Origin of the sequence: Parapedobacter indicus, assembly GCF_900113765.1 — a bacterium.
GTDB classification, from domain to species: Bacteria; Bacteroidota; Bacteroidia; order Sphingobacteriales; family Sphingobacteriaceae; genus Parapedobacter; species Parapedobacter indicus.
In genome coordinates, this window is record NZ_FOQO01000012.1 from 184,929 (window position 1) to 206,908 (window position 21,980).

24 protein-coding genes are annotated in these 21,980 nt (G+C 50.3%); 18 read left to right on the top strand and 6 right to left on the bottom strand.

Annotated elements, in window-relative coordinates; all coding sequences use genetic code 11:
* Positions 1 to 21: 21 nt before the first annotated feature.
* The 4 genes from BMZ56_RS21860 to BMZ56_RS21870 all read right to left on the bottom strand — a co-directional run bounded on the left by BMZ56_RS21860 (position 22) and on the right by BMZ56_RS21870 (position 2,346).
* Positions 22 to 516, bottom strand: coding sequence for a hypothetical protein (locus tag BMZ56_RS21860; RefSeq protein WP_104443730.1), 495 nt, complete (start codon positions 514 to 516; stop codon positions 22 to 24).
* A 16-nt stretch (positions 517 to 532) separates the two neighbouring features.
* On the bottom strand, positions 533 to 715 hold the full coding sequence (locus BMZ56_RS25475) for a hypothetical protein (RefSeq protein WP_143072990.1): 183 nt from the start codon (positions 713 to 715) through the stop codon (positions 533 to 535).
* An 80-nt stretch (positions 716 to 795) separates the two neighbouring features.
* Positions 796 to 1,308, bottom strand: coding sequence for a hypothetical protein (locus BMZ56_RS21865; RefSeq protein WP_090630864.1), 513 nt, complete (start codon positions 1,306 to 1,308; stop codon positions 796 to 798).
* A 39-nt stretch (positions 1,309 to 1,347) separates the two neighbouring features.
* Positions 1,348 to 2,346, bottom strand: a complete 999-nt coding sequence (locus BMZ56_RS21870; protein WP_090630867.1) for a helix-turn-helix transcriptional regulator — start codon at positions 2,344 to 2,346, stop codon at positions 1,348 to 1,350.
* Positions 2,347 to 2,866: 520 nt separating this feature from the next.
* Between BMZ56_RS21870 and BMZ56_RS25695 the strand changes: the two genes are divergently transcribed.
* From BMZ56_RS25695 to BMZ56_RS21895, 6 genes are read left to right on the top strand one after another with little or no spacing between them, the layout of a single operon-like run.
* A complete protein-coding gene (locus tag BMZ56_RS25695) occupies positions 2,867 to 3,013 on the top strand; it encodes a hypothetical protein (RefSeq protein WP_177195255.1) in 147 nt (48 codons plus the stop codon).
* Positions 3,014 to 3,073: 60 nt separating this feature from the next.
* The gene (locus BMZ56_RS21875; protein WP_090630875.1) at positions 3,074 to 4,111 is read left to right on the top strand and encodes an LpxL/LpxP family acyltransferase; all 1,038 of its coding nucleotides are present in this window, start codon (positions 3,074 to 3,076) and stop codon (positions 4,109 to 4,111) included.
* Positions 4,112 to 4,161: 50 nt separating this feature from the next.
* Positions 4,162 to 5,232, top strand: coding sequence for a histidine kinase (locus tag BMZ56_RS21880; protein ID WP_090630878.1), 1,071 nt, complete (start codon positions 4,162 to 4,164; stop codon positions 5,230 to 5,232).
* Between the two features lie 4 nt (positions 5,233 to 5,236).
* A complete protein-coding gene (locus BMZ56_RS21885) occupies positions 5,237 to 5,962 on the top strand; it encodes a LytR/AlgR family response regulator transcription factor (RefSeq protein WP_090630881.1) in 726 nt (241 codons plus the stop codon).
* A 12-nt stretch (positions 5,963 to 5,974) separates the two neighbouring features.
* Positions 5,975 to 6,550 carry a hypothetical protein gene (locus tag BMZ56_RS21890; RefSeq protein WP_090630883.1) on the top strand — a complete coding sequence of 192 codons (576 nt, stop codon included), beginning with the start codon at positions 5,975 to 5,977 and terminating at the stop codon, positions 6,548 to 6,550.
* A gap of 50 nt (positions 6,551 to 6,600) precedes the next feature.
* The gene (locus tag BMZ56_RS21895; RefSeq protein WP_090630886.1) at positions 6,601 to 6,900 is read left to right on the top strand and encodes a helix-turn-helix domain-containing protein; all 300 of its coding nucleotides are present in this window, start codon (positions 6,601 to 6,603) and stop codon (positions 6,898 to 6,900) included.
* 191 nt (positions 6,901 to 7,091) lie between these two features.
* Here BMZ56_RS21895 and BMZ56_RS21900 read toward each other — a convergent pair whose 3' ends face one another.
* Entirely contained in the window at positions 7,092 to 7,445 is a 354-nt protein-coding gene (locus BMZ56_RS21900; RefSeq protein WP_090630988.1) for a nucleotidyltransferase family protein, read from the bottom strand.
* A 251-nt stretch (positions 7,446 to 7,696) separates the two neighbouring features.
* Here BMZ56_RS21900 and BMZ56_RS21905 point away from each other — a divergent pair, with 251 nt between their 5' ends.
* The 4 genes from BMZ56_RS21905 to BMZ56_RS25480 all read left to right on the top strand — a co-directional run bounded on the left by BMZ56_RS21905 (position 7,697) and on the right by BMZ56_RS25480 (position 9,674).
* Positions 7,697 to 8,386 carry a DUF6266 family protein gene (locus tag BMZ56_RS21905; protein ID WP_143072991.1) on the top strand — a complete coding sequence of 230 codons (690 nt, stop codon included), beginning with the start codon at positions 7,697 to 7,699 and terminating at the stop codon, positions 8,384 to 8,386.
* A 133-nt stretch (positions 8,387 to 8,519) separates the two neighbouring features.
* Positions 8,520 to 9,002, top strand: coding sequence for a DUF5675 family protein (locus BMZ56_RS21910; protein ID WP_090630990.1), 483 nt, complete (start codon positions 8,520 to 8,522; stop codon positions 9,000 to 9,002).
* Between the two features lie 284 nt (positions 9,003 to 9,286).
* Positions 9,287 to 9,514, top strand: a complete 228-nt coding sequence (locus BMZ56_RS21915; RefSeq protein ID WP_090630892.1) for a hypothetical protein — start codon at positions 9,287 to 9,289, stop codon at positions 9,512 to 9,514.
* Positions 9,435 to 9,674, top strand: a complete 240-nt coding sequence (locus tag BMZ56_RS25480) for a hypothetical protein (RefSeq protein WP_143072992.1) — start codon at positions 9,435 to 9,437, stop codon at positions 9,672 to 9,674. The genes BMZ56_RS21915 and BMZ56_RS25480 overlap by 80 nt, the downstream gene beginning before the upstream one ends.
* Positions 9,675 to 9,686: 12 nt before the next feature.
* Here the strand turns inward: BMZ56_RS25480 and BMZ56_RS21920 are convergent, their stop codons facing one another.
* Entirely contained in the window at positions 9,687 to 10,949 is a 1,263-nt protein-coding gene (locus tag BMZ56_RS21920) for an alpha/beta hydrolase family protein (RefSeq protein ID WP_090630900.1), read from the bottom strand.
* A gap of 275 nt (positions 10,950 to 11,224) precedes the next feature.
* Between BMZ56_RS21920 and BMZ56_RS21925 the strand changes: the two genes are divergently transcribed.
* The 8 genes from BMZ56_RS21925 (at position 11,225) to BMZ56_RS21960 (ending at position 21,947) form a co-directional block, all read left to right on the top strand.
* Positions 11,225 to 11,941 carry a FadR/GntR family transcriptional regulator gene (locus BMZ56_RS21925; protein ID WP_177195256.1) on the top strand — a complete coding sequence of 239 codons (717 nt, stop codon included), beginning with the start codon at positions 11,225 to 11,227 and terminating at the stop codon, positions 11,939 to 11,941.
* Positions 11,942 to 11,943: 2 nt separating this feature from the next.
* Positions 11,944 to 12,873: a dihydrodipicolinate synthase family protein gene (locus tag BMZ56_RS21930; protein ID WP_090630906.1), complete on the top strand. Its 930-nt coding sequence runs from the start codon at positions 11,944 to 11,946 to the stop codon at positions 12,871 to 12,873.
* 2 nt (positions 12,874 to 12,875) lie between these two features.
* On the top strand, positions 12,876 to 13,787 hold the full coding sequence (locus BMZ56_RS21935; RefSeq protein WP_090630909.1) for a hypothetical protein: 912 nt from the start codon (positions 12,876 to 12,878) through the stop codon (positions 13,785 to 13,787).
* 27 nt (positions 13,788 to 13,814) lie between these two features.
* Entirely contained in the window at positions 13,815 to 14,861 is a 1,047-nt protein-coding gene (locus BMZ56_RS21940; RefSeq protein WP_143072993.1) for a glycoside hydrolase family protein, read from the top strand.
* 96 nt (positions 14,862 to 14,957) lie between these two features.
* Entirely contained in the window at positions 14,958 to 18,011 is a 3,054-nt protein-coding gene (locus BMZ56_RS21945; protein WP_090630915.1) for a SusC/RagA family TonB-linked outer membrane protein, read from the top strand.
* 4 nt (positions 18,012 to 18,015) lie between these two features.
* Positions 18,016 to 19,494, top strand: coding sequence for a RagB/SusD family nutrient uptake outer membrane protein (locus BMZ56_RS21950; protein ID WP_177195257.1), 1,479 nt, complete (start codon positions 18,016 to 18,018; stop codon positions 19,492 to 19,494).
* Between the two features lie 12 nt (positions 19,495 to 19,506).
* Positions 19,507 to 20,778: an MFS transporter gene (locus BMZ56_RS21955; protein ID WP_090630921.1), complete on the top strand. Its 1,272-nt coding sequence runs from the start codon at positions 19,507 to 19,509 to the stop codon at positions 20,776 to 20,778.
* A gap of 335 nt (positions 20,779 to 21,113) precedes the next feature.
* Positions 21,114 to 21,947 (top strand): sulfotransferase family protein, encoded by an 834-nt coding sequence (locus BMZ56_RS21960; protein WP_090630993.1) that lies wholly within the window; start codon positions 21,114 to 21,116, stop codon positions 21,945 to 21,947.
* Positions 21,948 to 21,980: the final 33 nt, after the last annotated feature.

Consider the following 21,980-nt stretch of genomic DNA (forward strand, 5'->3'; position numbering starts at 1 on the left):
ATCGGCTTAACCTAATAGAGATTAAAGAGTTTGGAATGCGATATCTGAATCCGACATGTTGCTTAGAATCTCTGTTTGACGTGATTCTAGTTCTTCTTCGTCTGGTTCTTCGCCATTGTCTGTAAGTTTGATGGCACAAAGTGTGGTGCCATTGACACAACCAGCGGTATTTGTTGAACCAATGTTGGTGTAATGCTCTGGTTTCATCACTTCTTCCTCATAATCAAAATTAGGATCGGTAGCGGATGGTCCGGTATATTGATACCAGGCTTCGCTCAAAACTTTAGGGGCCTTGTCTAAAACTTCTATCGAAAGCGGATTGCCTACTTTCTTTTGGAATCCATCAGTATTCAATTTCTGCACGGTAAAAGCAAATATTTTGGCCTCAACAAATTCCGCGCTTGCCTTATCGGTCGGAGCGTCTACGTGATCCTGCGCAACTACGCTAAGCGTCATCGCGAACATAAAGGCGAATGCCATACAAGCACTCAAGCCCATTTTTACTATTTTTTTCATGTTTATGTTTTTTCATTTAAGAATATTGATAGTCAGTCATCGACAGACCACGCCGCGAACGCCCCGGTATCTGGAACGGAGACATCCGGTATAAATTATCCACGGCCCCACGCCGAAACAGCGCATACCTACTGTCATGGACGGATACGCTTATGGTTACCGAGTTCCTATAGCTTCCCTTACCAATTGCTTTCATCATGAAAGCAAAAATAAAGTGGGTTTGCAGCGATCATACGACAAACGCGGACAAGCCTACGCGACAATTTGGGACAGACTACGCTAGAGGCTGTCGTTTTTATCTTCCCACAGAAGCTTCAATGCCTTTTGACCATGCGATACCGTCTTGTAGTGATCATTGAAATCGGCAAGCATGTCTGTGGCGATTGGCAGGTAAAAATCCATGAGCGCTTTGCCGGTTTTGAACCGGGTGTGCTTTTTTTGCATGTAGCCAACCAAGGTATCAGCGAGTTGTTCGCTGTCGGGGTGGACCAAAAGTTTGCAAAATTGATCGGCCATTTTAGCAAAATAAAACGACTGCATACCGTCTAATTCGAATCTGGTCATGTTTATCCGGGCTTGTTCTGCCGCGGAGATGAGTTCAAAAACACGGAACTCGTCAAGCTGTTTGATGGCCTCCGCGTTCGATTTTTTCAATAAAGGACCGATGCCTAAATGCTGGATAAAAAAAATGGTGACATAACCGAAATCCCATTCGTCGCCCCCATAGGCGAATCGGAATTGGACAACACCTCGTTTACCAAATTTTGGATCAGAACGATCTGCGTAACTCATTGAAATTGGTTTTTAAGGTTTATAATAATCGAAAGGTGCTTATTGTTTTCCATTCCGGTAAACTTCGCCGGGTGTTTTTCCATAATATCGCTTAAACGCCCGCTCGAACGTACGGAAATGTTCATAGCCGAGTTGGTAAGCTACGGGCGTAGGCGGTAGGCCTTCCATAGCCAGCAGCCGTTCCGCTTCGACCATCCGGATGCGATAGATGTATTGGGACGGCGTGTCGCTCAGTACACGTTTGAAATGCCGGATGAGTGTTTTTTCGGTGTACCCAAATTGTTCCGCCAGATCGGCAAGCGTAGGCACGTTGCCTTTGATAACCTCCCGCTGCAAGTACCGGCTAATTTCTGCAACGTTTTCTTCTGGCGTGTCGATAGAAGGATCTTTCTCCGTTGAACTGATTTCGGCCAGGTAAAGGTAAAAAAGGTCAGCCAGATAATCGTAAAGGGTTACATCCTGCCGAAAACCTGGAGTACCCGTGATCTGCTGTAAGCGGAATAAACAGCGGAGATGCCGGATGTGAATGGGCTGTGGCTCGCCGGTAACGAAGCCCGTCTCCGGGCCAGATAATAGATGTTGGATGGGCGCAAAACCTGTATCTGCATATCGTTTTACCCAGTTTAGCTGGGCGGCTAGCAGCAACAGCCGATGCCTGCCCGGAGATACAGTGATTATGTAGTCGCCCGTACCGGCAAACAACGGCGCATACTGTCCTTCTTTTAGGGAGAGGTATCGCGTAGGCGGACCATCGCCATCGGGAGCAATCCGCAATGCGCCTTCCAACTGGTAGAGCCAAAGTAAATCGGGGTGGACGGCTTTGGCAGATAGCGCCAATCTGATATCGGTGTCAATTTCAACCAACGCAGCATACGCGTGCTTTCCATTGTGATATTGTTCGGCCATCCAGAATTCAGGATGTTGCCAACTCGCCCTTTCGGCATGGTGCAGGCGGTAGCGCACACCGAAAGGAAGTCTGCCGCGGTTTGGCAGCGTGAAATAACGCGGATAAAGGTCAAACGTTATCGATTTAATCATGGTTTGGAGTGTGTCTGTGCCGTTAAATTAGTAATGCAGGATACATCCGTCAAGTGACAGGCGTGACGTACAATGCCTAGGGTAAGGGAGAAGAAACATTGTTTAATGCGGAGAAAACCCTAAGCCGCATAACATCTTCGGTAAAAAAATTAGGGATAGGCAGGGTGTATCCGGTTTCTAAAAACGGGTGGTTCCGTTGGCCAATTTATCGGATTTTTTGCGACGTAAATTGCCGGATTGGGCATAACACGCGTGACAATAGCAGCTAGCCATATACGTTCGGTCGGCAGGCGTAACAGTATGAGGCGTAACATACGTGACATATTACAGAAGTGAATAGTGGGGCAAATTTTCTCTTTTCCGGGTGTTCGTCAGTTAGTTTAGGGGTTTCATCAGATGGAATTTTCAACCCGGAAAACTGTTGCCATCTTCGTTCTGTCGACAGCTTCTTCCATCGGCCAATGGAAGCAGGACGAAGCCGAGCCTGTAAGGAAATATAGACGGCAAGATAAATCTAGTAATGAAAAGAAGAACAATGGAAACGTTATTCAATGCTGATTTGCTGAACAATCTGGAACAACTGGTGACTAATCCCATCCCGCTTGACCAATTGCTTGATTCGGTTCAACTGGACGACCTTTGGCGGTGCGATGAGTTCATTTTCTGACGTTGATCGAGGGGCCACATGGCCCCTTCTTTGAAAATACCTTACCTGATTTGAAGACCTATGGAAACCGAAGATTACCAAAAAAGAGCTTCGTATATACGCAAACTGGCGGCTACGATGAACCCTTACGAAACGATGAATAGACTGTATCAGTTTACGTTTTTAAGTGCTAACTTGATCAATTTTTTGCCGACAATGGCCTACAGCCAGCATCTCAGCATGTTCGGAGCGTCTTTTTTTAATCAACAGATGAACCGGTTGGATTATGAATGCTTTGCGGACGAACTTCCATACGGCACAACCGGTTGGACGGAGGCAACAATCGATCGGTTAAAGGCAACCCCAGGGATCATTTGTACCTTACATATGGGAGCATATAGGCTCATCAACTACCTATTGGCCCGCTCGGGCGTACCGTTTGCCATATTGATGTCTGCACGTGCCAGCCAACAGCAGGGTGAAGACTTCAAACGGCTGTTCCAGGCAATCCAAACCGGACAGCCGGATGCAAAACTGGCCATCATTGAAGCGGAAAGCCGTGGTACAATTTGGCAATTGATGGGCTTGTTAAAACGGGGATATAACCTACTGATGTACCTCGATGGTTATAGCGGACAACCTACCCAGCAAGACCAACTGGTGACCGTCCCGTTTTTGGCGCAGCACGTATTGCTGCGAAAAGGCGCTGCTTTTTTGGCGAACCGCTTGGAGAAGCCGCTTTATCCGATTCTTTGCGTGAGGCAACCGAACTACGATGTCCGGATACTGGAGGGAACTTCCCTCTATGGCAGTCGGACTGCCGATGAGACTTGGCCCGAACTGGCAATGAACCATCTTTTTGCGTTTTTCGGTACCGTAATACAGCACCATCCTGCGCAGTGGGAAAACTGGTTTTTCCTACACCAGCAAGTGAATGTCAAGCAGTTGTATGCAGGCCAAACAAACAATTTTTTCCATTCCGCCCTTGACCCTGCTGATTTCGGGATATTTGGCCTGCACGGAAAGCACTATCTCCTGCGTAAGCGTGGATATGAGTCGTTCGAGATTAGCAAAAATGTATTCCATGAAGTATGGAAATTGTGGACTAAAAAGGATTAGCAGATACCAAATAGCTATATTGGTGGTTTTTACAAAACCTAATAGCTATTATGAAAAGTATCAAACACATCAAACGAACCTATTTGAAATGGTTTATCGCGTTAAATTTCGGGTTGGTAATTGCATTATTTTCCATGAATCTGATCTATAATCACATCCTGAACAAAGATCTTTGGAATACGTCCCGTTACACGGTATTGTCTGTCGTGGCAATCTACACACTCGCGGCAGCTTATTACTTTCTTCTCTTCAACAGCAAACGGAAATGGGGCATCCTACTGTTTTTGGCGATATTGGTTTTTTTGTTTTATTCCACACGGGCGGTCATTTTCGAGATATTTCCGCAGTGGGACAATGAGCTGTATAACGTGGGTCAGCAGCCCGATATGAAAGCGTACGTAATGATCATGTTGCCGCGGCTTTTTTACTATTCATTCATTGCGATTGCCATTGTGCTCAACCTCCGCATAGGAATGTTGTTGCTGCGTACTATGCGTGCAGAAATGGAAAAAATAGCAGCAATTCAACAAGCCAAGGAAATGGAGCTGAGGGCATGGGGGGCCTATACGAACCCTCATCTATTCCACAACGAACTGAATGGCATTGCGAATGAATTGGCCGACGAAGATTACCCCGAAAAGCGGCAATACGTAGCCAGGCGTTTGACACTGCTCGCGGAAATTTCCAAGTACAATACCGAAAACGTTCGGTACGACCGGCGCATCGTGGTGATTAAGCGTGAGTTGGAGCAACTTGAAAATTACCTCGAATCCCGCGATGTGGGGCGGCCTGGATACGTACGTCCCGTGGTCGATGTCATCGGTGCAGTAAAAGCGCAGAAAATCGTACCCATGACACTCGTATACCTGGCAGAAGGAGCTTTCAAACATGGCGATTTGGTCCATGAACCCTTGGCCATTCGCGTGGAACTGCAGGACGCCCAGATTGGTATAACCTTCAAAAACCGCATCTCGACCGCATCAAGGACGAAAGAATCGCTGGGGAGCGGGCTTGATGTGATACGGCGCCGGTTGGAACTGGCCATTCCGGGCCGGTTTTCATTTGAGGCGGGCGCTAAGGGGGCATATTTTGAAGCCGTAGTAATCATTAACCAATCCTAACAACATGCCAGTATTGAAAACTTATATCCTGGACGACGATCCGCGCGCTGTAAAACGCAGCCGCAAACTTGTAGACAGCAGAAAAGATCTTGTTTTGGTCGGTACCGCCACCGATCCGCAGAAAGCGTTGGACGATATCGTGAAATACAGGCCGGAGTTGATTATCCTGGACCTGGAGATGCAGCCCATGGACGGCTGGCAGGTAATGGAAAAGCTGGACCCAGCCATTCGCGTGGTCATCTGTACCGTAGAAACCACGGCTGGACCGAAATCCTATAAATTCCGTGCTACCTACTACTTGTCCAAGCCCTATAGCAAGGCTGACTTTGACCAAGCCATCGATTGCGTATGGAAAAGTGTGGATACCAATGATTTGTGGCCACTGCCGGTGCATCGCAGCGATATATGGTTTACCTCAGGCGGTAGAAAGCGAAAGGTGAGGCTTTACTTGGACGATGTAGAGGCGGTTGTGGCAGACGGCAATAATAGCAAAGTCTTTTATTCGCACGGAGTGATGATGATTGACCAAAGTCTGAAAGAGGTGGAGCGGATGTTACCGGCACACCGATTTATGCGCATCCACAAGAGTCACATCATCGCACTCGATAGATACTTAGAGCACGACAACGACAATGTGCGGCTGCAACATGTGGAAAATAAAGAAATCGAACGACTGAAAATAGGCGAGCGTTATGCCGAGCGTTTTTACGATTATTTGGATGGAAAGTAAAATTGTAGATGTATGGTATTCAGTAAATTAGAGCAATTGTCGCTGCAGGTGGAAGGCGGCGTTGGCCTAGCGGGTGACGTGCAAAACTTCCTGGAGCAACTGCAACATATAAACGGTGGAATAAGCGAGATGTTGGAAGCCGTTGTGGCCCGCCAACAGGAATTTGAAAACCGGCTGGCCATTCGCAGGCAGCTGCAGGAAGTATTCGGCTCGGGGAATGAAATGCCCGCCGGGGCTAGAAGGATGTATGTTGAAGACCAACTGGCTTTCTACCGCCAGCTGATCGGTGAGATGCTGGCTTTCTTCACGGGGAGCGAGCATGGCCGCTGCGTTTCCTTTTCGCTAACGGTGGAGGAACTTCTTTTTTTTATTCGCCTATTGCTCGAAGAAAAAGTAATGGATGCCGGAGCACTCAAACCGATTTTTCTGTTTCTGAGTAGGCACGCTCGCACAGCAGGGAGCGGAACACTCTCTTATGAGAGTCTCCGCAAAAAATACAGCGGCGTACAGCTAGGTGCTAAACGGCGGGTGGGCGAGTTATTGTTGAGGCTCGTGCAACGTGCGGAACGTCATATAACAGACAAATAGTTTTTATCCGGACATCAATAAACAATTACCAAATACAGAAGGAGGTCTCTATGGAAAACAATCCTTATCTTTCGTATCCTAACCAGGGTAAGGGCATGGTGGAAGCTGTGCTCCCTTTACTTAACCTACTGGCCGAACTGCTTAAACGCCTGCTCGCCGGACTCGGTAATCCGGCACACCGGCATGGGTTGCTATTGCCCGAAGAGGTGACCCGGATGCTGCATATCAGCGAACGTACCCTGCGGCGATACAACGAACACGGCATCCTGCGGCCGCTTAAGATTGGAAGGATGCGCTACTACCTGATGAGCGATATCATCAACGCGGGAAGGAGCGACGACGTAGGTTGATCAATGTCGCGAAATAAGCCCCATCGCCGGTATGCGCGGTGGGGGCTGTTTACCTCGTTAGCACCGGTAGCTTACCAGTTGTTTAGTCTTCGCTTACTCCTGGTTTACTTCTTCCTTACAATCGGGTTACCATTTCTTTACCAACTCCCTATCATTTCCTTACCAAACGTTACCTCCAGCTTACCAGTTCCTTACCAAATGCTTACCAATTCTTTGCCTCCGCCATACCAAAAGGGTAAAGAATCGGTATCGAAAAGGTAAACGAAAGGTATACGGATCAAGTCTCGCTCAATAATCGGTCGCAAACGTTGATGCAACGAGCGGGCAGTTACCAAATCTACTCGGATGCCTAGTTTCTTGGATAATTCGTTTTCAAGACCAATGAGATCCAATAGATTCACTCGATGATCGAAATCGATCAATATATCAAGATCGCTTCGAATCCCTTGTTGACCCCGAGCATAGGAACCAAACACACCAACCAGCGATGGGTTGAATTTCGCAGTGATTTCTTTGATAATCTGTTGTTTTTTCGAATCAATCATTTGTTCAAAATATAAATTTCGTCGGAGCATTCAACGTATTTACCGGAATCCGCGGCCAACTCCGGCTAACTTCGGTCATTGCTGGCCATTTCCGGCCACTGGCGGTCACGCCCTTTCGTTGATGACACTTATCGTTGATGTTTGTCTTCGGAAACGGCAGCGTACCGGTACGCAAACGAGTAATGAACGCCTGTTGTCATCCGCTGTTTCCCGGCAACAGGCACAGGTTTAATTTTTTAAAGGAAGTAATTATGGGAAGTTTCAATAGAGGAGTCCATGGCGGATTCTCAGGTAAAATAGGAAATGTGGTAGGTGCTCATTGGCGCGGCATCGATTACATGCGTAGCCTGCCGAGGGTATCGAAAGGTAGGCCCGTTACCGAGGAGCAGATGCAGCATCGGGTGCGGTTTGCTGCTGCCGTCGCTTTTGCCAAGCCGATTAGTTTTGTGTTTGATGCGGGCTACGGCAAACTTGCTAAGCGGAAGTTGACGGGCTATAACCTGGCCGTTCGGCAGATTTACAAGAAGGCACTTGTGGGGGAGTATCCCGATATATCGGTAGATCCGACGCTGGTACGCATCAGCGCGGGTGATCTGGTGCGGCCACATAATCCTGCGATGGAAGCATTACCCGGACAGGTGCTGCGGGTCTCGTGGAAAGACAAAACGCAAAAACGCAAAAAGATGGACCACAGTGATCTGGCAATCGTGGTGGCGTACAGCCCCGCCAAGGCGGAATATCAGTATGATATTGGCGGCGCCAAGCGCCTTGATGAGGAGCTTATGCTGGAACTGCCGGATTATTTCGCCGGTGATGAGGTCCACGTATACCTGGGTATGGTGAGCAAGACAGGTGGTATTGCCTGCAATAGCCTGTATCTGGGAACGGTCGTGGTGGATGAAAATCCTGCCACCGAACCAGAAGAAGAGCCCGAACCGTAGCGGCGCTTAAGCAGTGGGGCAAGGGAAGCCCCGCTGCTTTTTTCGCATGGCTAGTTCGCAAATAGGTAATTCATCGGCTTCGCGATTTTGCAATTCAGCGGCTTCGCAACTCAGCAAAAAACAACACAAGCAAATGATAAAAATCATCCGCGTGGCGCAGGGGAAGAACAGTACCCTCAGTCACCTGTATATCCATGGGCTCTTCGCCTGCTACCTACTGGAAGACAGCATCCGCAAGGAGAAGATCCCGGGCCTCACCTGCATTCCCGAAGGGGAATACGGATTGTCGCTCAATCACGGTGCAGGTATGAACGCCCGCTATGGGGTCAAATACCCGCACATGCATGCCGGCATGATCGAAATTACCGAAATACCCAACTATCGCCTGGTGTTCATCCACATCGGCAACTACCATACGCAAACGGCGGGCTGTCCGCTTACCGGCTCGTACTGGCAGCGGCTGGATGGCGACTATCAGGTGATGCATTCGGCGGCGGCGTATCACTATGTGTACCCGTTGCTGCTGGATCAGATTGAGCGGGGTAATGACCGGGTAGTGGTAAAGAATGGGTTTTACGCCTGCTGCACGCCAGCTGGACCTCCGTCGCTGCGCTAGGATCTCCTAGGCTGGCTTTGCGGTAGGCGTAAAACCCGGGGGGAAAAGAGGGGATGGAAAGGGCGATTTGGGTGCGCGTAAGCAACCTAGGGGCGTAAGCGGAGCGAGCGTTCCAATTGCGTCGCACATCCAAAGCGCCTTATCTCAACACCGGAGTCAATAATCAAAAAATCAGAAATCAAAATGAACCCGACATGCTTAAAATAATCATTAAGCACACAGGGCAATGCTTAATTTAAGCATCAAAGGCTCCATCTGACAACTGAAAAACAAAAAATAAACAGATGAAATCAAAAGAAAAGGCTGTTGGACTTCCCGAAGCGGAGAAGCCGACATTATTTAATAGGATCAAGGAAACATTGGCCATAGCGAGTCAACTCATCATGGCCGCACCGGTAAAACTTCCGCCCAAAGTGGTGATGGTTGCCAACTATGTGGCCTTGGCGTTGGGCGTGCTGGAAGCAGTGGAAGGTGCAGCAACGAAGCAGGAAGGCAACGACGATGAAGAATAGCCAGCAACTGGGTATTGGCACGGGCAGTGGTACGCTGCTCAGTGCCCTGGCCTTCATCGGGGTGGATGATGTGGCCCAGACTGTCGTGCTGGCGGCTATCGGCGCCGTCGTGAGTTTCGTAGTGAGCTGGCTGCTTCAAAGGTTGCGACGAAAAAGCTAACCCGTGCGTCGCTTAAAGGTGTTTATCGGCAAAATCCAGGTATCGCTCCCAATCGTAACGGTTGATGTCATGCTTGCCGGGACGGTTGTGGTAGCCTAAGTTGCCGACGGTCCTGACCTCACCCACAACAGGCGGTTCGGCATCCTGCAACACCGGTTGTTTATACAATCGATATACCGGACCCGCGTGATACAGCGACAGGTACTCGCCTTGGGGGTCGGCCCAAAGGTCTTCGGACCCACTCGCCACATACAAGGGTCGCGGGGCAATCAAGCTGAGCAGCTCGTGAAAGTCTACAGGCAATTGGTCTTCTTTTCCATCAAACTGCTTGAAATTACCATTGAACCAATGTGGAAATGACCGATTGAGGTCTTCTATCCGCTCGCCATAGGCCCGGCGGGCGATGGCTGCGCCACCCTCTCCGGAGTTGTTGGAGATGGCCATCGCAAAACGTTGGTCTTGTGCCGCAGCCCAAAGCGCGGTTTTGCCGAGTCGTGAGTGGCCAATTACCGCTACCCGTTTGCTGTCGACATCGCGATCTTCTTCTAGATAATCAAGCATCCTGGAAAGCCCCCAGGCCCAGACGCCGATGGCTCCCCAGCTGCTGCTATCCTGCTGTTTGCCGGTTTGTTGAGCAAACCAGCGATGGAAACTATCGTCCATTGTATCGATGTCCGGACGGTCGACCTGCAGGTCTCCGTAGTAAGAGGTAACAATTCCGTATCCCCGCGAAAGGATCAGCTCAATGGGCCACCGGGAAGCGTAAACCCCTCTGCTTTGCGCATTGGCATACCCATCGGGGAAACCGGGTTGCTTAGCAAAACGTGTCCAGCGGGTAGTGATCCGGATACCCGGATCGGCAGATACGCCTTGATTGCCGGCATAATTTAACCCCATGAATACCGGTACAGCACCTGAACGGTTATTGGGTAGGTAGATGAGTACGTGGAGCGGCCGCGAATGGTCGGCAGTAAGGTAAATTACTACTTCTTTGCGGGTAGCCAAGCCACCGAGTGCCTGCTTATCAACGGCAATGACCTTGTGTGCTAGGGTATCTCCGCCCAGGGTATGTCCATATACATACTGGCTAAAAAGTAATAAAATTTCGGGTCTACGTTGCTTCTCCCATTGTGAAATGTTGCGTACGGACTTTCCATCTTCGGCGAGCAGCGGATCTGGCAGGGTATAAGGGGGCACGTTTGCTTCATCGTAGTTGGTTTGGGCCAGTGCCGTGCCGCTGATGGCTACTAAGAGCATACTGATGATGGTGTTCATGCTTATCAATGTTAATTTTTTCAATCCATTACCTGTGTTTTGCGGAAACGCGCCCGCTCCGCCCTCAGTGGACCGGTTCCGAACCCGATGGTTTCAACTGGCAGTTTCTATATCGCAATGGTAACTAAAGTTACTTCGATATGCAAATTAGGCTGAGAAGGAAAGCGTGAAGGATAAAAAGTACTAAATAATTTGGAGTTTCATTTTTCAATTCTATATTTGTAGGACATATCCCTCAAATGGGATTTATAGGACTAATTATTTATCCGACAAATATGGAAGATTATAAAGGTGCGACGTTGGTCGATTGGGTTGAAAACAGCATTATCAAGGATATCCGCGACAATAAATTGTCAAAGGGTGCCGAAATTCCTAACGAGCTCGAGTTGGCCGAAAAGTTTGATGTGGGTCGAAATGTAATCCGTGAATCATTGAGTCGCCTGCGGATGTTGGGCATTATCGAAAGCCGAAAGCGCCGCGGGATGGTCGTTGCCCAACCCAATGTGATGGCTGCTTTTCACAAAGTGGTCAACCCCCACATGCTTAGCCGCGAAACCATTATCGATCTGTTGGGTATGCGGGTATCGCTTGAAATCGGTTCGGCGCCGATGATCATCAACAACGTGACCGATGAAGACATTGCAGCGCTCAAAAAAATAGTCGCACAAGAGCGGGTCACTAAAAAATCAAAGGTGGACATTGAGGCTGAAAAGGCGTTTCACTTCAAGGTATACGAAATCTCGAAAAACAAGGCCATGTTGGATTTCCTTTCCTTGCTGTTGCCGGTGTTCACCTTCGTCTATGAGAATTTTTCGGATTTCGACCGCTTCAACAAGGGGAAAAAAGAGGGGCAGCGTATCGTGCGTCACAAAGACCTGGTAGGCTACCTCGAAGCGCGGGATCTGCCGGGGTATCAGAAAGCCATGGAAGATCACCTGATCGCGTATATAGACTTCATCAATTACTGGAATAATCAAGAATCAGAAAAATAAACATGAGCAAAACTGCTAAAATCAATGGCCTCATAGCGGCCACATTCACCCCATTTCATGAAGACGGAACCGTAAATACGTCCATCATTCCGGAATATGCCGAGCGGCTCAAAGCCGGTGGTGTAGCGGGCGCATTCGTCAACGGGTCGAGCGGGGAAGGAGTGTTGCTCTCCAATGACGAGCGGAAATTGCTTGCGGAGGCGTGGGCCCCGTACAGCGATGAAAATTTTAGAATTATCGTGCACGTGGGTAGTACGAGCGTAGCCATCGCGAAAGAGCTGGCCGCCCACGCAGCGGCTTTGCCCGGCATCGATGCGATAGCCAGCATGGCACCCAACTTCTTCCCTTCTTCAGAAGTTCCCGTTATCGCCGATTACTGCCAGCAGGTTGCCGGCTCGGCGCCGCAACTCCCGTTTTACTATTACCATCTGCCCGCGGCTACCGGCACATACATCAAGGTGCACGAATTGTTGCAGTACGCGGGGCATGCTATTCCCAATCTGGCGGGTGTGAAGTATACGCATGTCGACTTCATGGATATGCATCAGTGCTTGCAACTCGATGGTGGACGTTTCGACGTGCTGCATGGGCACGATGAAATTCTCATCAATGGGTTGGTTCTTGGCGTGAAAGGGGCTATTGGAACTACATTTAACTTCATTCCCCAGGTTTACCACCGCCTGATGGAGGCGTATCATGCGAATGACCTCGACTCGGCACGTAGTTATCAGATGAAATCCATTGAAATCGTATCCATCATGCTTCGTTATGTCAATGCCATCGTGGGGGGCAAAGCCATCATGAAGCTGACCGGCATCGACTGCGGCCCATGTCGTACCCCGCTGCGTAACCTCGATGCCGCAGCTTTCGGCTTACTGGAACAACAGCTGTCTGAAGCCGGCTTCTTTGAACTGCTGGCCAATCCCAATTAACCATGGCACTTGCATCGCTCATACTCCTTTCTACCTCCCTACTGGGCGTTACTGTACCGGCGTGCGGCGGCGATACGACGGCGCGCAGCAGTTATATGGCCCTGTTGACGGAGGCATTGGCATGTGACGATTTCTGGGTAGCCGTGCATGCGACCGAGTATATGATTGATTTAGGGCACACGACTCAGGCGGAAGCCAACTGCAGGGAGCGCCTGTCCGCATACGAAGCGATACCCCAGAAGCGTGTCGGCCTGTGGCGCGTACAGTATCAACTGGCGTCTGCCGAAGACGCAAAAGCCCGGATCCTTGATAAACTCGTTGCTGCTTACCTCGCGCCGGAGGGGCCCGACCGGGTGCATGCAGCCGAAACGCTGGCCAAACTCCGTTTCTGTTTCAACGCGCTCGATCAGCAAACGTTGCGAAAGGATAGGGAACAGGGCGGTATGATGGGAGCGTTTGTGACCTGGGGCCTATCCGTGGCCTGTGACAGGCAACGTCTTGATGACCCAACACGGCTGCTTGATCTGCTGAACGCAGGGGCAATAGAACAGAGGTTGGCGGCCTACGGGCTCTCATTCCTCGGTAAACCGACCGCGCAGCAATGGCAGGTGCTGGCAACGGCTGCTTTGAAAGAAACGGAAGAAGAACCAAAGGCATACCTGCTCGGAGCGGCCTATCAGCTGTATGATACCGGCTACACCGCCGATGCAACGATGTATAGGCAGGTACGTGCGCAATTGCTTACCCTTAGTCATTCGAATGTTAAATCGGTCTGCATGGAGCTCTGCCGGGCACTGGCAAGCCGGAAAGACAAAGCGGGTAAAACGGTGCTGGCGCGATTGGCAACCTCATCGAATACCGATATCCGGGCTACGGCAGCCTATGCCTTGCTCAAGCAATACATAAATGAATAATTAAATGAATAACAACTAATGAACGTTATGAAAAGAAAGTTAAAATTAACTTGGATGCTCGTGGTAGCGCTCCTCATGGGTGCGCAGGCGCAACTTCCCAAAGGGGTTACCGTGACTAAAATCTGGGATCAAGCCCCTCACAGCGCTTTTACAGATTTAATTTGGTTCGATGGAGCCTTTTATTGCTCATTCCGCGAGGGTGAACACCATGTGTTTGGCGAGGATGGTACCGTACGGGTTTTAAAATCGGCCGACGGTAAAAGTTGGAAAAGTGTGGCTGATCTGGCTGTGCCGGGTTTCGACCTGCGCGACCCCAAGCTTTCGATCACCCCGGATAACCGGCTGATGGTCATCATCGGCGGATCGATCTACGAGGGGAAAACACAGAAAGGACGTAAACCGCATGTGTCGTTCTCTGCAGACGGTGAAAACTTCAGTACACCCGAGCAGGTGACAATGGATGCAGACCTTGCTTACTGGGGAAACTGGATTTGGCGTGTTACCTGGCACGAGGGCGTAGGGTATGCGGTTGATTACCAAATCGGACCTGACGAACGCAAGGGGCCAACCCGGATTTTTGTCGTCAAAACCACCGATGGCAAGCACTTCAGCAAAGTGTCGGCGCTCGACGTCGACGGATTTCCGAATGAGTCGACCGTCAGGTTTAACAGCGCCGGCAAGATGTACGTGATGGTGCGCCGTGAGCTGGACGACCAGATGGGGGTAATGGCCACCAGCACGGCACCGTTTACCGATTGGACTTATGAGAAAATGAATTATCGCCTAGGCGGCCCCAACTTTATTTTCGGAGACAAGGGGGTCATCCTCGCTACCAGCCGGGTGCATGGGGCAGAAGTACACACCGGATTACTGGCCAATAAAGGCAGCGGCGCAACGTTCCATGAAATCTTGTCGCTTCCGTCGGGAGGCGATAACAGCTATGCAGGGATGGTTCTCAAAGGGAAATACCTCTGGTTGTCCTATTATTCGGCGCACGAGGGAAAGAGTGCGATTTACCTGGCGAAGGTACCCAGGAAATTTATTCGAAAACAATTGCGTGAGCTGGCGGATTAACGCGGGCGAAGCGCCTGAATAACGGAAAGAAGGAGCTTTCCGAGAGCTCCTTCCTAATTAACCAATCATTGGCTAACATTAAAATTATGCAAAATTATGAAAAATGCAGTGAAAATTCTCTTTTTGCTTTCCTTGACGCTCTATGGGTACATGGGGGCTGCACATGCGCAGGCTAACCCCGTGACAGGCCGCGTTACCGATTCGTCGACGGGCGATGCGGTTGCAGGCATCACGGTAACCGAGAAGGGAACAGCAAACCAAACCGTCACGAACAGTCAGGGTGTCTTTGATCTTTCAGTCGCGTCGGGAGCGGTATTGGTATTCTCCGGTTTGGAGTATACCACACAGGAAGTTGCCGTAGGCAGCAGTACCACCGTGAATGTCGTGCTCGAGGCAGCGGTGTTTGATCTCGATGAGGTGGTTGTGGTTGGATACGGTCAGCAGAAGAGTTTCGAGATCACCAGTGCTATCAGTAAGGTGCGGGGCGAAGATCTTGACGAGCGGCCGATTAGCCGGGTAGACCACGCCATGGCCGGCAAACTTTCAGGGGTACAGGTGCAGGAGGCTAGCGGTAGCCCAGGCCGCGGCTTTACCGTGAAGGTGCGGGGCATCGGCTCCATCACCAATTCCAGTGCGCCGCTTTATGTGGTCGATGGCTTCCCCTTGAGTTCGGGGCTGGATAATATCAACCCGGCGGATATCGAATCCATTGAGGTACTTAAAGATGCCGCTTCGGCCGCTATCTACGGTTCGCGAGGTTCCAATGGTGTGGTGCTGGTCACCACTAAATCAGGTAAAGGCGGTAAGCCGGTTATCAGTCTTGACAGTTACTACGGAATCCAAGAGCGGTTCAGTAAGGTCGATGTGCTTAACCGCGATGAATACATTCAGTTTGCAATCGAAGAGCGCAACAACAGCTGGATACTGCAAGGCGGCCAAGCCTCGGATCCCAACAGCGCACGTTCCAACGCCAACTATTGGATAGACCCGCTTTGGATAAGCGATCCCCAGTCTTTCCCAGATCACGATTGGCAGGAGCTCATCTCCCGAAATGCGCCGGTGCAGAGTTACCAGCTCTCGGCCTCCGGCTCATCAGATTTCATCAAATATTACATTTCAGGTAACCATTTCAATCAGAAAGGTATTATCCTAGGCTCCGATTTCAAGCGGTTGTCCTTTCGTGGCAATGTGGAGGCCAAGGTGAGTGATTGGTTTTCCCTAGGGCTAAATCTATCGGCCAATTCTGTAGACCGCAATGATTCCGACGGCGATGGCAACCAAGGACCGGTGAGCCGTTCTACCAGGGTGGCGCCCATCGTTGGATTAGAACAGCAGACCCAAGAAGGAGGCTTTTACCCCTATCATGCTGCTTTTTATCTCAACCCCCTAGCACTGGCTACCGAACTTACGAACAAAGGCAAGGCGAAAAATATACTGGCCAACGTGTATGCATCGGTCAATCTGGCTAAAAACCTGACCTTCCGGACGTCATTTGGCACAGACTATTCCAATGGGTTTTCCCAGTATTTTAAACCCGACAACATCAACCGCGGCCTTGGCCACACGGGGCGGGTTAATGCCGATTTCAGGGAAAACTACCTGACGGAGAATATCCTCACGTATGAGCACGCGGCGGATCGCCTCAACCTGAACGCCATGGCCGGATTTACCTATCAGGAAGAGACGTATACCGAGGCAAACCTGACAAAAGCGGGTTTTCCAGACGACGAAATCCGTACGCTGAACATGGGAACGCTTCTCAATTCGGGGGGGTCTTCGGCTGCGCAGTGGAGCCTGATGTCGTTTCTGGGAAGGGTGAACGCATCGTGGGACCAAAAGTACCTGCTCACCGCAAGCCTTCGACGCGACGCGAGCTCCCGCTTCGGAGCCGATAACCGCTGGGGTTGGTTCCCCGCGGTATCGCTGGGATGGCGGATTTCTGAAGAATCTTTCATGAAAGATGTGGAGTTCGTTAACGAACTGAAGCTCCGAGCGAGCTACGGCGCTGCCGGTAATAATAACATCGGAAATTATGCTGCCATCGGCGCCTTGAACCAAACCAATTATGTCCTTGGGTCTAGCCAGCGGGTCATTGCCGGTTTTAGTCCCGCCGGTTTCAGTAACCGGATGCTCGGCTGGGAACGCACGAATACAATTGATGTAGGTTTCGACGTTTCGATACTAAGGAATCGGGTCAGCTTGGTAGTCGATTATTATCAAGCCGATGTGAACGATCTGTTACTCAACGTGCAGATCCCTGCGGTCTCCGGATTCAGCAATGCGATGGTCAATGTGGGTGCGATCCGAAACCGGGGGGTGGAGTTCGAACTGAATACCATTAACCTGAATGGACCCTTCAAATGGTCAACGGCGTTCAATATATCACATAATACAAACACAGTAACGGCTTTAGGCCCTGACTCAGCGCCGATTTATGGGTACCTCGAAGGCTTTAACGTTACCATTACCCAGATCGGGAAACCCATCGGTAGTTACTATCTTTTCGAACAGGAAGGTGTGTTCCGCAATCAGGACGAATTGGATAACCATCCGCATTATCGCGTGCAGAACGTAGGCGACATCAAGTATCGCGATGTAAACAATGACGGCGAAATCAACGAAGACGACCGGGTGATTGCCGGTAACAACAGCCCGAAGTTTTTCTGGGGGATGCAAAATACGTTTGCTTATGGTGCGTTTGATCTCACGGTTGCCATGGATGGTCAGTGGGGCAATAAGCTGTTGAATATCGGTATCAGTCAACACGGCCAATCGCGTGGCAATGTGGACGGTTATTGGCGCGACCGCTGGCGATCGCCCGAAGATCCCGGCAACGGATGGGTGCCTCGTGCAGCGGTGACGGCAAACCTCACCACCCCATCCACATTTTGGCTGCGAAATGCATCGTTCTTCCGTATGCGCACGGTATCTTTGGGTTACCAGGCTCCCGCTCGCTGGTTTGAACAAACAAACGCCATTAAATCGATCCGGCTCTATGCAAGCGTGGATAATGTGTTCATGCACGACCATTATTACCGGAACCCTCAGACTGGAACGTGGTCAAATTCTAACACGGTGCCAGGTGCTGACTTTGATGCCACCTACCCGCTTGCAAGAACGTACACTTTTGGTTTGAATGCTAGATTTTAACACCATGAAAAGACACATTTCTTTATTCATTCTATTCGCTATAATAAGCTCAGCTTGCTCACGGCTTGAGTTGGTGCCCATCTCGCAGAAAAGCACCGGTGGGTTCTATAAAACGGAAACACACATCAATCAGGCACTTATCGGTGCTTACAATGGCTTGCGGAGTGCTTGGGTTACGTCTCAAGGTTCGTACATGCTTACCGAGGCGCGGAGCGACAACACTTTTCAGGGACAAGCCTACAACGACGGGCCGATTTCTCGCTTTGAAGTCACGCCTGATCTGCCGATACTGAACACTGTATGGAGTAGTTATTACAACTATATCCAACGGTGCAATGAAATTCTGGAAGCGCTCGGTGATGTCGCCATGAGCGACGAGGCTCGTCGGCAATATGAAGGCGAAGCACGGTTTCTGCGGGGGCTATTTTACTTCGACTTGGTGCGGCTTTTCGGCGCCGTTCCGCTCGTCACAAACACCCTTACGATCGACGAAAGTTATAAAATGACACGTAGTAGCGTGGAAGAAGTTTACAAACAGATTGAGTCAGACCTCGCAATCGCGGCAGATTACTTACCGGCAAATCACGATACAGATAATACGGGTAGAGCAACCACGTGGGCAGCTAGGGGTTATCTCGGTAAAGTATATCTTTTCATGAGCGGATACCCGCTTGGTGCAAACCGTTGGGAAGACGCAGGGAAGCGCTTCAAAGAGGTGATCGACGCGGGGGTGTTCGAATTTTTTACGGATTATGCTGCCATCTATGATCATGGCAATGAGAGCGGGAAACAACAAGTGTTTTCCATCCCCTTTGTGAGTGGCCAAAATGGAAATGGAAATCCATATCCTACGCGCAATGCGTCAAACGATGTGGCGCCCGTTTCTTTCGCTGAAGGGGGGGTGCCCTTCGGTGGCTCGCCGTTCAATCTTTTCCTTAGCAACGATATTGTAGAAGCCTATGAGCCCGGAGATCTCCGGAAAGATGTGTCCATTCTATTCAGCTGGCGCCACAAATCGGGCGAAACGATTACGACGTTGCCCACGGCGAGGAAATATCAGAATGGTCCGGTGGTACAGGCAAACGATTGGGACATCGACTGGATTGCATTATCGTATACCGATGTGCTGATGATGTACGCGGAAGTGCTCAATGAACAGGGGTATCAATCCGGCGGCGAGGCATTCTCGATTTTAAACGACGTGCGGCAACGTGCAGGCCTGGAACCGAGAACTGCTGCAGATGTACCCAACCAGGAGGCCTTCCGGCGATGGGTAGAAGCCGAGCGGCGGGTGGAGTTTGCTTTCGAAAACCTGCGTTGGTTTGACCTGGTACGCACGGACCGGGCGGTCGATGTGATGAGCGATTTTTTAAGTGAATACGGGCTCGAAGGGAATGTAAAAAGCAAGGACCAGTACATCTATCCGATTCCGCAAGCTGTATTGAATATAACGCCGCAGTTGGGGCAAAACCCAGGTTACTGATTTCGTTACGTTATGGGGCAAGCCAATCCGATACCATTCGTCAACGCAGACCACGTAACAGGCCGGGCATGGCTCTATGTCTTTCTGCTCTGCATCGTGGGCTGTCTGAACTACCTGGATCGCATCATGATCACAACGATGCGGACTTCCATTGTAGATGCAATTCCTATGTCTGATGCGCAGTTTGGGCTGCTCACCGCCGTATTCCTTTGGGTCTACGGCGTACTTAGCCCATTCGGCGGGTTTCTGGCCGATCGGTTCAGCAGGCGTAAGGTCATCATCGGCAGTTTGTTGGTGTGGTCTATTGTTACCTGGCTTACGTCAAAAGCGACAACTTTCGAAGAGCTGTTAGCTACGCGGGCATTGATGGGCATCAGCGAAGCGTGTTATATTCCTGCCGCGCTGGCATTTATAACAGATTACCACCGCGGCAAAACACGGTCGCTGGCGGTAGGGCTTCATATGGGAGGCGTTATTGCGGGGCAGGCGCTTGGCTTTGTCGGTGGCTGGCTCGCCGAAGGCCACAGTTGGGCCTTCCCGTTTTCCCTTTTCGGTCTTTTCGGCATCGGATATGCCATCGTGCTCGCTTTTATCCTGCGCGATGCCCCCCCTGTTCGGCACGTCGAAACCCATGGTGGAGACGAAGTTGCGGCAAGTAAGCGGATCGGCTTTGGTGAAGCAGTAGCGGCTCTGTTCGGGCGCCGTGGCTTCCTAATCGCGCTGGTTTTCTGGAGCCTGTTCGGTGTATCTGGCTGGCTGATCATCGGTTGGTTGCCTACGTATTATAAAGAACATTTCGGCCTGTCACAGAGCGTGGCCGGGCTCTACGCCACCGGTTACCTGTATACCGCTTCATTGATCGGCGTGTTGCTGAGCGGATTGTGGGCAGATTGGTGGAGCAAGACAAATCCCAGGGCACGCATTCTGGTGCCTGCCCTGGGACTGCTTGTTGCCGCACCGGGAATATGGGTAGCAAGCACGACGGGGGTAGTTGCCATCGCGCTGGCAGGGTTTACCCTATATGCGTTTACCCGGGCATTTACCGATTCGAATATGATGCCGATACTTTGCATGGTGGCTGACACGAGATACCGGGCTACCGGCTATGGGATATTAAACTTCTTCAGCTGCCTTATTGGAGGGATCGGGCTTTATATGGGAGGCTATTTGCGGGATGCGTCGGTCGACTTGTCTAACCTATTTATCCTCGCCGCGATCACCACCGCGGCGGGCGGACTACTGCTCTTTTTGATTAAAGACTATAAGTATGCAGGAAGGGATTAATCGAATATCCCCGGCCGCTTCTGGCCGGGGATATTCTTTAAATAGATTTTTTAGACAGCCGGTTTATTGTAGAAAAATTTCGAATTATTAAAAAAAATTCTCATAATTGCCACTGAAATGTCACCCTAAACTGGATCTGAGGTGGAATGTTGTGAGGGATGCAGCGATGGTTAAGTGACTGCTCAGCTGATTACCGATGCTAAAAACAAAAAGACAACTACCACTTATGAAAGTTAAACCGCTCTCTATCGTACTACAGCGTAAAATGCAAAGCCGTACTTGGCTTGTTAATGAATAAGCAGCACGTCAGCGCCGCACATAAAACAATCAAGTACATGAAGCACTTTCACTTTATATCGGGCCTGCCGCGTTCAGGATCGACGTTGTTATCGGGTATACTGACGCAAAACCCCAACGTGCATGCCGCAATGAGCAGTCCAGTGGCTTCGCTAATCAACGGCTGCCTGGAGCAGATCGGCGCCGGTAGCGAATTTTACTCGTTTTTCGATGAAAAGAAGCGAAAGACAATTTGCTCAGCGTTGTTCAATGCCTATTACCAGGATAACCCTAAAGACGTTATTTTCGATACCAACCGCCTGTGGACCGCACGTATGCACCAGTTGGTCGAGTTGTTTGACGACTTTAAAGTCGTCTGCCTCGTGCGCGACCCGGCATGGATCATGGACAGCTTTGAGAAAATCTACCGCAAGAATCCCTTCGATTACAGCCGGATGTTTTCTGCAGGCAACCGGGCTACGGTGTACACCCGCTGCGAGAGCCTGCTGAATGGCGTAGTGGGTATCGCACTCACCGCACTTAAAGAAGCGTTCTACGGGGAGTATGCAGATCGGTTGCTATTGGTGGACTACGAGCTGCTGGCCCGTTTTCCCGAAAAGACCTTGAAACTGATTTATGAGTTTACGGGCGTAGCACCATATCGGCACGACTTCGACAATGTTGAGTATTCGCACGACGAATTTGATTATACCTTGGGTGTGAAAGGATTGCACACCGTTGCCCGCAAAGTGGCATTCAAGCAGCGACGGTCCATCCTACCGCCGGATTTATTCCAGAAATACAGCGAAATGGCATTCTGGAAAGATACGGCAGGAAGCGACGCGCATGTCATTGCCCCGAAAGAACATAACCTACAACAGACAACCAAATAAACGTCACCTTACAACGATGAGTTTTACCAATCG

What these genes read in the sequence shown, in the direction of transcription:
- BMZ56_RS21860 (WP_104443730.1), bottom strand. Translation starts at nt 516, where the DNA reads ATGAAAAAAATAGTAAAAATGGGCTTGAGTGCTTGTATGGCATTCGCC.
- BMZ56_RS21930 (WP_090630906.1), top strand. Translation starts at nt 11,944, where the DNA reads ATGAGCAAAACTGCTAAAATCAATGGCCTCATAGCGGCCACATTCACC.
- BMZ56_RS25480 (WP_143072992.1), top strand. Translation starts at nt 9,435, where the DNA reads ATGTGGCCTTGGCGTTGGGCGTGCTGGAAGCAGTGGAAGGTGCAGCAA.
- BMZ56_RS21890 (WP_090630883.1), top strand. Translation starts at nt 5,975, where the DNA reads ATGGTATTCAGTAAATTAGAGCAATTGTCGCTGCAGGTGGAAGGCGGC.
- BMZ56_RS21905 (WP_143072991.1), top strand. Translation starts at nt 7,697, where the DNA reads ATGGGAAGTTTCAATAGAGGAGTCCATGGCGGATTCTCAGGTAAAATA.
- BMZ56_RS21900 (WP_090630988.1), bottom strand. Translation starts at nt 7,445, where the DNA reads ATGATTGATTCGAAAAAACAACAGATTATCAAAGAAATCACTGCGAAA.
- BMZ56_RS21960 (WP_090630993.1), top strand. Translation starts at nt 21,114, where the DNA reads ATGAAGCACTTTCACTTTATATCGGGCCTGCCGCGTTCAGGATCGACG.
- BMZ56_RS21880 (WP_090630878.1), top strand. Translation starts at nt 4,162, where the DNA reads ATGAAAAGTATCAAACACATCAAACGAACCTATTTGAAATGGTTTATC.
- BMZ56_RS21940 (WP_143072993.1), top strand. Translation starts at nt 13,815, where the DNA reads ATGAAAAGAAAGTTAAAATTAACTTGGATGCTCGTGGTAGCGCTCCTC.
- BMZ56_RS21875 (WP_090630875.1), top strand. Translation starts at nt 3,074, where the DNA reads ATGGAAACCGAAGATTACCAAAAAAGAGCTTCGTATATACGCAAACTG.
- BMZ56_RS21895 (WP_090630886.1), top strand. Translation starts at nt 6,601, where the DNA reads ATGGAAAACAATCCTTATCTTTCGTATCCTAACCAGGGTAAGGGCATG.
- BMZ56_RS21920 (WP_090630900.1), bottom strand. Translation starts at nt 10,949, where the DNA reads ATGAACACCATCATCAGTATGCTCTTAGTAGCCATCAGCGGCACGGCA.
- BMZ56_RS21945 (WP_090630915.1), top strand. Translation starts at nt 14,958, where the DNA reads ATGAAAAATGCAGTGAAAATTCTCTTTTTGCTTTCCTTGACGCTCTAT.
- BMZ56_RS21865 (WP_090630864.1), bottom strand. Translation starts at nt 1,308, where the DNA reads ATGAGTTACGCAGATCGTTCTGATCCAAAATTTGGTAAACGAGGTGTT.
- BMZ56_RS21910 (WP_090630990.1), top strand. Translation starts at nt 8,520, where the DNA reads ATGATAAAAATCATCCGCGTGGCGCAGGGGAAGAACAGTACCCTCAGT.
- BMZ56_RS21885 (WP_090630881.1), top strand. Translation starts at nt 5,237, where the DNA reads ATGCCAGTATTGAAAACTTATATCCTGGACGACGATCCGCGCGCTGTA.
- BMZ56_RS25475 (WP_143072990.1), bottom strand. Translation starts at nt 715, where the DNA reads ATGATGAAAGCAATTGGTAAGGGAAGCTATAGGAACTCGGTAACCATA.
- BMZ56_RS21955 (WP_090630921.1), top strand. Translation starts at nt 19,507, where the DNA reads ATGGGGCAAGCCAATCCGATACCATTCGTCAACGCAGACCACGTAACA.
- BMZ56_RS21950 (WP_177195257.1), top strand. Translation starts at nt 18,016, where the DNA reads ATGAAAAGACACATTTCTTTATTCATTCTATTCGCTATAATAAGCTCA.
- BMZ56_RS21935 (WP_090630909.1), top strand. Translation starts at nt 12,876, where the DNA reads ATGGCACTTGCATCGCTCATACTCCTTTCTACCTCCCTACTGGGCGTT.
- BMZ56_RS21925 (WP_177195256.1), top strand. Translation starts at nt 11,225, where the DNA reads ATGGAAGATTATAAAGGTGCGACGTTGGTCGATTGGGTTGAAAACAGC.
- BMZ56_RS21870 (WP_090630867.1), bottom strand. Translation starts at nt 2,346, where the DNA reads ATGATTAAATCGATAACGTTTGACCTTTATCCGCGTTATTTCACGCTG.
- BMZ56_RS21915 (WP_090630892.1), top strand. Translation starts at nt 9,287, where the DNA reads ATGAAATCAAAAGAAAAGGCTGTTGGACTTCCCGAAGCGGAGAAGCCG.
- BMZ56_RS25695 (WP_177195255.1), top strand. Translation starts at nt 2,867, where the DNA reads ATGAAAAGAAGAACAATGGAAACGTTATTCAATGCTGATTTGCTGAAC.